Annotated in this window: 9 protein-coding genes; 4 read left to right on the plus strand and 5 right to left on the minus strand. The window is 58.8% G+C overall.

What is annotated here, in order from left to right:
* Window positions 1–276 precede the first annotated feature (276 nt).
* Window positions 277–645, minus strand: coding sequence for a helix-turn-helix domain-containing protein (locus JWR14_RS27485; RefSeq protein WP_299715037.1), 369 nt, complete (start codon window positions 643–645; stop codon window positions 277–279).
* Window positions 646–747: 102 nt separating this feature from the next.
* Here JWR14_RS27485 and JWR14_RS27490 point away from each other — a divergent pair, with 102 nt between their 5' ends.
* The gene (locus JWR14_RS27490) at window positions 748–1,479 is read left to right on the plus strand and encodes a glucose 1-dehydrogenase (RefSeq protein WP_299715040.1); all 732 of its coding nucleotides are present in this window, start codon (window positions 748–750) and stop codon (window positions 1,477–1,479) included.
* A gap of 265 nt (window positions 1,480–1,744) precedes the next feature.
* The gene (locus JWR14_RS27495) at window positions 1,745–2,539 is read left to right on the plus strand and encodes a DUF899 domain-containing protein (protein WP_299715043.1); all 795 of its coding nucleotides are present in this window, start codon (window positions 1,745–1,747) and stop codon (window positions 2,537–2,539) included.
* Window positions 2,540–2,640: 101 nt separating this feature from the next.
* On the opposite strand, the gene JWR14_RS27500 is transcribed toward JWR14_RS27495, so the two are convergent.
* Entirely contained in the window at window positions 2,641–4,473 is a 1,833-nt protein-coding gene (locus JWR14_RS27500; protein ID WP_299715046.1) for an ABC transporter transmembrane domain-containing protein, read from the minus strand.
* A 232-nt stretch (window positions 4,474–4,705) separates the two neighbouring features.
* On the opposite strand from JWR14_RS27500, the gene JWR14_RS27505 reads away from it, so the two are divergent.
* The gene (locus tag JWR14_RS27505) at window positions 4,706–4,897 is read left to right on the plus strand and encodes a hypothetical protein (RefSeq protein WP_299715049.1); all 192 of its coding nucleotides are present in this window, start codon (window positions 4,706–4,708) and stop codon (window positions 4,895–4,897) included.
* A gap of 97 nt (window positions 4,898–4,994) precedes the next feature.
* Here the strand turns inward: JWR14_RS27505 and JWR14_RS27510 are convergent, their stop codons facing one another.
* Window positions 4,995–5,741, minus strand: a complete 747-nt coding sequence (locus tag JWR14_RS27510; protein ID WP_299715052.1) for a glucose 1-dehydrogenase — start codon at window positions 5,739–5,741, stop codon at window positions 4,995–4,997.
* A gap of 152 nt (window positions 5,742–5,893) precedes the next feature.
* On the minus strand, window positions 5,894–6,574 hold the full coding sequence (locus JWR14_RS27515) for a class I SAM-dependent methyltransferase (protein WP_299715055.1): 681 nt from the start codon (window positions 6,572–6,574) through the stop codon (window positions 5,894–5,896).
* Between the two features lie 562 nt (window positions 6,575–7,136).
* Between JWR14_RS27515 and JWR14_RS27520 the strand changes: the two genes are divergently transcribed.
* Complete coding sequence (locus tag JWR14_RS27520; protein WP_299715058.1) at window positions 7,137–8,225, plus strand: lipoprotein signal peptide; 1,089 nt, start codon at window positions 7,137–7,139, stop codon at window positions 8,223–8,225.
* Between the two features lie 67 nt (window positions 8,226–8,292).
* Here the strand turns inward: JWR14_RS27520 and JWR14_RS27525 are convergent.
* Window positions 8,293–8,440, minus strand: a 148-nt coding sequence (locus JWR14_RS27525) for an ester cyclase (protein ID WP_299715061.1), incomplete at its 5' end; no start/stop codon positions are given.

The following is an 8,440-nucleotide window of genomic DNA, read 5'->3' on the forward strand; positions in this document are numbered from 1 at the left end:
TGATTGACTCAACGGGTAATACCTCGATCATCTTTCCGATTGTCGCGGGACTATGCGCGGCGAGCGCGGTCATGTCGATGCTGATCAAGCGCTGAATAAGCGTTGATTCACGCAGTCTCATGCACGCCAGGCGACGTCGCGTCCGAAGGGAAGAACGGGATCCGCATTGCCCACGGGTTGCTCGTTCAGCATCAACGTTTATGCGTCGGTAAACAGGGGCGCTTTGCCTCGACGAGCAGGCGCCAGGGCGCCATTATTGCCGTGGAACACGGGCGCTCAAGTAGTCCCTTCGTCAAAGGTCAGCTGCGCTCGTTCGATGCTACCTCCGTGCTTTCCGGCCCACGATATGAGCGCTACAAACGGGTCTTGCAGCGTTCGCCCTAGCGGGGTGATCGAATACTCAACCGCCACTGGCGAGGACGCTATGACGCGGCGGTTGACCAGTCCGTTTCGCTCCAATCGACGCAGTGCCTCTGTCAACGCCTTGTGAGTAATTGGATCCAGGCGCCGCTTGATTGCATTGAAGCGAGAGGGCGCTGTACACAGCACGGCCAGGATCAGGACTGACCACTTGTTCACGATCTGTTCAAGAACGGGTCGCGTCGCGGCGATCTCGGCGAGCGGAGGGTCCAGCTTGGTGGCCATGAGGGTTTCCTTGCGTATATCTAGTCTATACATGGTGCGTGATTGACACTAAATATACACCGTGTATCTTCAAGCAAGCCAAACCATCACAAGGGGTGAACTATGCTTAAGCTTGAAGGAAAGACAGCGGTAATTACGGGTGGCAATAGCGGCATTGGTCTTGCAATAGCACGACGTTTTACCGAGGAAGGCGCTCATGTTTTTATCACTGGCCGCCGGCAGGCTCAGCTCGATGAGGCCGTTGCGCTGATCGGTGGGCGCGTCGAAGCTATTCAGGGTGACGTGACCTGCGCAAGCGATCTCGATCGGCTTTTCGACACCGTCAAGGCAAATGCTGAAAAATTAGACATCCTCATCACTTCGTCTGGTATATCGGAATTCTCGACACTCGATTCCACGACCGAAGGGCATTTCGACAGGGCGTTCGATCTCAACGTTCGCGGCATGGTGTTCACGGTGCAACGGGCGGTGCAACACATGTCCAGCGGCGGCGCCATCGTATTGATCGGCTCAATTGCAGGGTCGATTGGCAGTCCCGGCTACGGAACTTACTCCGCCACGAAGGCAGCAGTCCGGTCTTACGCTCGCACCTGGACCAGCGAACTGGCAGGTCGCGGGATCCGGGTCAACACATTGAGCCCCGGTCCCATCAACACGCCAATGTTCGACAACGTGAGCGACGAAGTGCGGCTTTCACTGACCAGTCGTATCCCTTTGAACCGCTTGGGCCAGCCCGACGAGGTAGCGGCTGCGGCTTTATTCCTCGCGTCCGCAGACAGCAGCTACATAGCTGGTGCAGAGTTGTGTATCGATGGCGGCATGACACAGGTCTGATGAAAAGGCTATCGCTTGATCGCCAGTCGTCAGGTTGACCTGTTTGGGTGATCCGTCTGAAGTGTCAGCTACTGCCCGGCTTCCGAAGTTCGTCACCTTCGGCGCGGCTTGCCAAAATCGGAATACCGCCACGCTTGTTACTCCCAACGTTCGTTTTCCCGGTGCCAAACTATCTCCCAGCGAGCAAAGAGCGATGAGCAGCGAATGGAGCCGCGCTTCCGCCGCGAGGCGCGGGAACTTGTCCAAACCAGGAGATTGCAAAGCCATGACATCATCAGCCGAGAACGAACGTAAAGACGGACAGCCTGTGATGAATACACCACCGGTCGTGTCCTCCCGGGAGTGGGAGGCGGCCCGCGAGCAACTGCTCGTAAAGGAAAAGGTCCACGGCCGCGCCCGTGACGCACTGGCTGCCGAGCGCCGGCGCATGCCGTGGATGGCCGTGGAGACGGCGTACGCGTTCGAGGGGCCTGCGGGCAAGGTCAATTTGCTTGACCTGTTCGACGGCCGGCGTCAATTGATCGTCTACCGCGCCTTCTTCGAGCCAGGCGTGTTCGGCTGGCCCGAGCACGCCTGCCGCGGCTGCTCCATGGTAGCGGATCAGGTTGCCCACCTCGCCCACCTGAACGCCCGTGACACCACCCTCGCCTTCGTCTCGCGGGCGCCTCAGGCGGACATCGCGCGGCTGAAGGCGCAGATGGGCTGGGAGATCCCGTGGTTCACCCTCACGGACAGCTTCGACACCGACTTCGGCGTGAACGAGTGGCACGGCACGAACGTGTTTTATCGCGATGGCGACCGCGTGTTCCGCACCTACTTCATCAACAACCGCGGCGACGAGCAAATGGGCGGCACCTGGAACTACCTCGACATCACGCCGCTGGGCCGTCAGGAGGCTTGGGAGGACTCACCCGAGGGATACCCTCAAACAGCAACCTATAAGTGGTGGAACTGGCACGACAGCTACGTTGCAGACGCAGCGCCCGACAAGAAGTGGGTTGAAGTGTCGGATGCCGGAGAGGCGGCGTTCCGGAATCAGGACACGAGCACGAAGTCATGAGCCGGGGTTGTTCCGCTAAATGCGACGGACGGCGACGTTCGGTTTGCGAAGCATCCATCTGCTGCTAGTCGGTCTTCGCGGACGCTCCCGGTCCGCTTCCTTCACGCAGAACCTACGTGATCGTGCACAGCGCTCCGCCCCGTCTGCTCTTGCTGCTCGCCGAACTGCAGGGCAGCAAGTTGCGCATAAAGCGGCGAACTCAAAAGAAGCTCGGCGTGACGGCCTTGCGCAACAATGCGGCCGTGTTCCATCACGACAATGCGGTCGGCTTGCTGCACTGTCGCCAGCCGGTGCGCGATCACCAGCGTGGTGCGGTTCTGCGCGGCATTATCCAGCGCCTTTTGCACGAGCCGTTCGCTTGCTGCATCGAGCGCGCTGGTGGCCTCGTCAAGCAGCAGGATGGGCGGATTCTTCAGGATCGCCCGGGCGATCGCGATGCGCTGGCGCTGTCCGCCAGAGAGGCGCACACCGCGCTCACCCAGAAACGTGCCGTAGCCTTGCGGCAGCTCGTCGATAAAACCAGCCGCAGCCGCCATCTCGGCCGCCCCCTGCACTTGCTCGATTGTGGCTTCGGGCGCGCCGTAGCGAATGTTGTCCAGCACGCTGCCAGAAAAGATCACCGATTCCTGCAGCACCACCCCAATTTCCCTGCGCAACTCGACAAGCGGTACTTGCCGCGTGGGCACGCCGTTGATCAGAATAGTGCCCGCCTGCGGATCATAAAAGCGCAGCAGCAGTTGAAACAGGGTGGTCTTGCCGGCCCCGGACGGTCCGACCAACGCGACGTGCTCACCCGAGCGGACATCGAGTGAAAGACTTGAAAGCGCAGCGACGCCAGGGCGGGACGGATACGAGAAACTGACGTTGTCGAAGCGGATGCCCTCGCCGTGCGTCGGCAACGGCACAGTCGTCTCTGCTTCCATCACGGGCGAACGCGCCGACAATAGTTGCAGCAGCCGCTCGGTGGCGCCCGCCGCCCGTTGCAGGTCGCCCCACACCTCGGCAACGGCTCCGACCGCACCGGCCGTGAACACTGCGTAAAGGATGAACTGGGACAATTGGCCCGGCGTCATTCGCCCGGCGAGCACTGCCTGCGCCCCAAGCCAAAGCACGAAGACGATAGCCGTGAACACCAGCACGATCACCACGGCGGTCAACCAGGCGCGCGCCCGAATGCGCGTGAGCGCTGTTTCAAAGGCCAGCTCGACCGCGCCGCCAAAGCGCCGTGCTTCAAAGGGCTCCTGCGTATACGACTGCACCGTCGGCATGGCATTGAGCACCTCGCCCGCCACCGCGCTTGCGTTTGCTACCTTGTCCTGACTCGCGCGCGAAAGCCGCCGCACGCGCCGGCCGAAGATAACGATCGGCGCGACCACCACAACCAGCGTGCCGATAATGTAAGCCGACAGCACCGGACTGGTCACCGCCAGCATCGCCACGCCGCCGGTAAGCAGGAAGAAGTTGCGCAATCCCAGCGACAGGCTGGTGCCCACCACCGCCTGGATCAACGTGGTATCAGCGGTGAGCCGCGACAACACCTCGCCGGTCTGTGTCGTCTCGAAGAACTGCGGACTCATCTCCAGCACGTGATCGTAGACCGCACGCCGCAGGTCAGCCGTGACCCGCTCGCCCAGCCAGGATACGAGGTAAAAGCGCAGCGCCGTGGCGCCGGCCAGTATCAGCGAGACAACGAAGAGTGCGAGGAAATAACGATCGATGTGCGCCCGGTCGCCACTGGCGAAACCACGGTCGATCAGGTATTTGAATGCCACCGGCAACGCGAGCGTGGCCCCCGCCGACGTCACCAGCGCCAGGAACGCAAGCGCCCACCGCCCGGCATACGGCCGCAGGAAGGGAAACAGCGCAAACAGGGGGCCTATGGCCCGCGAAGGCGAAGAAGGCGAAGGGGGTGAAGACCGCACAGCATCTGGCATGTAGATTCCAAGTGGATCGAAGGGCTCCTCGATTGTGCCAGTGCTGCAGGTTCGAAGACGGAATAGTCAAAGCCTGGTGCTGAACGTTGCGCGTTTCCGTGCTCGCTACGCGGGATTCCAGACTGCGCGTTTATTTCGCTGGGTCCGGCCGATAAAACTGTCTGCCGCATGCTTGCCGCGACTGCCTATCTGTATCAAGATCAAGTCGACTTATCCGGAACGATCCATTCTCATGACAGACAATCCCGATCCCGACAAACTCAAGGGCCCCGGTGGCCTGACGTTACGCCAGATCCATGAACAGGTTCAGAAGAGCGTCGAGCGCGACCGCAAAGAGCAGGCGACGCGTAACGCTCTCGCTCCGCCGAAAGGCAGATGGCAACGTTGGGTGCGCTACGTATGGGGCCGCAGCGGCCGGCGCTAGCGATCGTTTGATCACGGATGCGCCAGCCGCAACGTTTTTCGCCCGACGGGACCACAGCGGGTCCGCGCCGGGCTCAACTACCCATCAGCCATCCAGATCAGCGCATTCCGCCACTCGCTACAACGTGTTCGCCCGTCAACCAGCGCGAGTCGTCCGACGCTAGAAACACTGCAATCGACGCGATATCGTCCGGCTGACCCAATCGTCCGAGCGGAGTCTGAGTGAGCGCCCATGCATCAAGGTCGGACCCGATTATCCCTGCGCTTTGAGTACCCTCGGTCACCACTACGCCAGGGTTAATCGAGTTCACGCGAATTTTTCGTGGCCCGAGTTCGCGCGCCAGCACGCCGGTAATCGCATCGACCGCGCCCTTCGTGCCGCTATAGACGGCGCTTGCCGGCGGCGTAATACGGCTGACAACCGAGCTGACATTAATGATGCTGCCGCCCTCGCCGAGATGACCCGCCGCGGCTTGCGTGGTAAGCAGCACGCCTAATACGTTGGTATTGAACTGTTTGTGGAAGTGTTCTTCAGTGATCTCTTCGATCGTCGAGAATTCGTAGATCCCTGAATTGTTGACCAGGATGTCGAGCCGTCCAAAATTTTCGATGGCCGCGTTGATAATGCCCTTCGCGTCCGCTGCCTTCGAAACATCGCCGCCGACCGCAACTGCCCGGCCGTCGGCTGCGGTAATCGCTGCTACAACGGCATCGGCGCCCGCTTTGCTGCTTGAATAGTTGACGACTACAGAAGCGCCCTCTGCTGCGAGTGCCTTCGCAATAGCGGCACCAATACCCTTGGATGCACCTGTAACAACGGCTACCTTACCTGTGAGCTTGCTCATGATCGTTTCCTTGAAGAGATTGGCTACCGTGGAGTTGACTGGCTGTTTCTGGTGCCAATCGTTTTGCGTTGGAAGCAATGTAGACATCTCTTCGGCCGCGATAAAGCAGCACAAAACGAATTGACTGGATGGATTTAATGAACAATTGAAGCTCAGGATATTTTGACCGAAAGTTCCGTCCCGCCTTTGATGGGCAATTTGACAGAAAGAAAGCCGTTGGAAGGAGCTCGAATGAATTCGATGTAATCTGGTTCGCCGTTATCGTTCATCAAAAAGCCGCCGATCCGAAGCTGCGGCGCCACGATTTCGATAACCTGCCGGGCCAGCGACGGCCCCGACGCTAGCGGCCAACCATCGATGAGCGCGAAATCGACGGGACCACCAAGATCCCTGAGTGTCTGCCGACCATCACCCTCGCGAATATCCACATAGCGGCTCAATCCCGCTTCGTCGATATTTTGTCTTGCGGTCACCACCTTTGAAGGAACCAGTTCGGAACCAATCACCATGCCCCCGCCGTTGTCGCGCATTGCTGCGGCGAAATAGAGCGTCGAAAATCCGACCGAGGTCGCGAACTCCACCACTCTGGTTGCCCGTATGGCGCGGCAAAGCAGGTAGATCAGATCGCCCTGGGCGGGGAAGATCGAAAAACCGTAGTCGGCATAAGCAGCGGGATCATAGTCCGGATTGGCATTCGGACCGCCATCTTCCGGATAACGCTGCGACGCCCATATCCTATCGATCACAGCATTGACCTGTGCATCTTGAAGGGGACTTTGGCCATTGGCGGTTCGGGCTTCACGAAGAAATTTCTCGATCGATTCGGTATCCATCAGTCAGACCTCTAATGAAAATTAAAAGGAATGCCATGTCCAGAAAATCGGGACCGTTGCAAGATCAAAAGGCTGGGCTAATACCCTCGCTTTGGCTCAATCACAGCAGCATGGCTTGGCGTGCACGGTGTCATTTACGCAGATCCCTGGAAATGAAGACGTTTCAGGCGCAGGAATATTGTGGGAAAACGAGGATTAATTGACTGGCGGCTCGCACCGCCTAGGTTGTAGTCAAGGGCTTACGGGCACCCCAAATTCGGCGCACACTGATAGTCCTGCTTGCACTAGCAGACTTTCGTTAGGTACCTTGAATAGTTCGGACGCCCGTCGCGCTCAGTAATTTTCGCCGGGGCTCATGCCTTCTTTGCATCAGCCGCTCAGCAGTACCTTCATACCGTTCGCGCTTTTGTTGGCTTATGTCTTACCGTATGGCCTCGTTGCGGCCCAGCCACACTGTCGTCGCTCAGGCCTCACGTACGCTGTGCCGGCCCGATAAACCGGCGGAGTTGAGGTACAACGCAAGTACAACTCAAGTCAATCTGGCTGTCGGGAGAATACAAAAATGAACCCTGCTCTGCTGGCGAAACGCGGATTAATCCGTCCTGCAACGGCGCTCCTGTGCTGCTGCGTGGCCGCGTGGTCTGCGATGACTTTCGCGCAAATCATCCAGCCTGGCGCTCCCTATCCGGTCGGGATGAAGCAACTGGAATACGTGGACGCGGCGCAGGGCAACCGCCACCTGGCGCTCACGTTGTTCTATCCAGCTGTACTTAGCAATTCCGACAAACCCATGCACATGGTTTTCTTCACCAATCTGCACCTCTACAAGAATGCTCACGTAGTGCCCGACAATGTGAAGCGTCCACTCATCATGTTCTCGCACGGGCATGGCAGTAACGGACTCTACTACGCCTGGTTTGCCGAATATATGGCGTCGCACGGATATATCGTTGCCACGCTTTATCACTACCGCGCCAACACTTATGACGCAACAATCATGTATACGAGGAGCAAGCTCTGGCAACGCCCTGTCGACATCGGCAAGGACATCACGTTCCTCTTGAACGATAAAGCCTGGGGACCGCATATTGATCCGAATCGTATCGGCGTCGCCGGCCATTCGCAGGGAGGCTTCACGTCGCTCTGGATTGGCGGCGCTATGGTGAACGCAGACAAGTACCTCGCCTACCAACGCGCGTGGAAGAACAACGAGTTGGTGCCGGCGTCACTGCGCAAGGACTTGCCGCTCGATGCGGGGCCAGCGCTCAAGGTGGCCGACAGCCGCGTCAAGGCGGTGTTCGCGATGGCGCCGGGCGACTTGCCGGGTTTCGGAATGGATGAAGAAGGGGTCGCTCAACTGAAGGTGCCCGCCTACATCATTGTTGGTGCGAGGGACACACAGGCGCCGCCTAAAGAGAATGCTGAATTCGCGGCCAAGTACGCTCCCCATGCGCAGCTGGATGTAATGCCAGGCCTTGTCGACCATGAAATCTTCGCCAACGAATGCGATCAGGACGGAAGAGACACGTGGCCTGAAGCGTGTATCGATGCGCCTGGCGTAGACCGCACCAGCCTGCACGAATATATCGGGAATGCAGCGCTGAAGTTCTTCGATACCAACCTGAAGGTTGAGCGAAGCCCGCTAAACTAGTCGATCTATAGCAATGCGCGGGGGGCGTCGAATTACCGAAGCCTGTCACCTTCGGCAATGTGTCACGCTAAAGCTGAGCTTCAATAGCCGCTTTATCTATCACTGACCATACTTGCCCGATCTTTCCTTCACGAAATTGATAGAACACATTTTCTGTGAAGGAAACCTTCTTTCCGTTCACCGGGAGGCCAAGGAAATTTCCATTCGGGGTACAG

The organism is Caballeronia sp., from assembly GCF_028292365.1.
Classification (GTDB): domain Bacteria; phylum Pseudomonadota; class Gammaproteobacteria; order Burkholderiales; family Burkholderiaceae; genus Caballeronia.